The organism is Pseudoalteromonas sp. bablab_jr011 (assembly GCF_016464045.1).
GTDB lineage: Bacteria > Pseudomonadota > Gammaproteobacteria > Enterobacterales > Alteromonadaceae > Pseudoalteromonas > Pseudoalteromonas lipolytica.
Window position 1 is genome coordinate 1 of sequence record NZ_JACDWU010000105.1, and the last position, 283, is coordinate 283.

Consider the following 283-nt stretch of genomic DNA (forward strand, 5'->3'; position numbering starts at 1 on the left):
AACAGTGTTGTCGTATCCAGTTCCATACTTGCTCTATTGGGTTTAACTCTGGTGAATAAGGAGGGAGCTTTATTAGCGTGAGGTTGTTAAATTCTGCGGCTGTATCGTATGTGTGCCAGCCTGCGCCATCTATTATCACGACAGCATGTCTGCCAACTGGTGTAGCTTGTGATATCTGGCTCAGGTGCTGCGTCATTGCTTCTTTATTGACGAATGGGCTTACTAGCGCTTCTGTTTGGCCTGTGGAAGGACATACCGCACCAAATAAATATCCATAGTCAAA

1 protein-coding gene is annotated in these 283 nt (G+C 45.6%); it reads right to left on the minus strand.

Annotated features, from left to right (window positions below):
• A partial coding sequence (locus JIG41_RS04475; RefSeq protein WP_199524311.1) for a transposase occupies positions 1 to 283 on the minus strand: 283 nt, incomplete at both ends.